Origin of the sequence: Mycobacterium sp. 050128 (genome assembly GCF_036409155.1) — a bacterium.
GTDB lineage: Bacteria > Actinomycetota > Actinomycetes > Mycobacteriales > Mycobacteriaceae > Mycobacterium.
The window spans coordinates 1-314 of record NZ_JAZGLW010000044.1 but is presented as its reverse complement, the minus strand read 5'-3'; the positions used below and the strand labels follow the sequence as shown (position 1 = coordinate 314).

The 314-nt window shown below is 69.1% G+C and carries 1 protein-coding gene; it reads right to left on the bottom strand.

Annotated features, from left to right (window positions below; genetic code table 11):
• Positions 1-314, bottom strand: a 314-nt coding sequence (locus SKC41_RS31755) for a hypothetical protein (protein WP_330981558.1), incomplete at both ends; no start/stop codon positions are given.

Below are 314 nucleotides of genomic sequence, written 5' to 3'. Positions count from 1 at the left end.
ATGTGGATTGGCTCGCGCCGGATGTCCAGCGCAGCGGTCAGGGCGTCGACGTTGAGTTCGTGCAGGCCGACGGGCATGGCGCTAGCCGGCGGCAGAAGGATTCGTGCCGCATTGGATTTCGCGACGTGGGTGCGGGTCAGCGCTCGTTTGTTCCACGGGGTGACCGTTCTGGTCAGCCGGTCATAGACCACCGGGACTGTGGCTGGGGCCGGTCTGCGCAGCTGCGCGTCGCGCGCGGCGTCGCGGCCGGCGTCCCTCAGTGTGAGGCGACGCAGCGCGCCTTCGGGTGGCGGCCGGTAGTCGATGTATTCGGC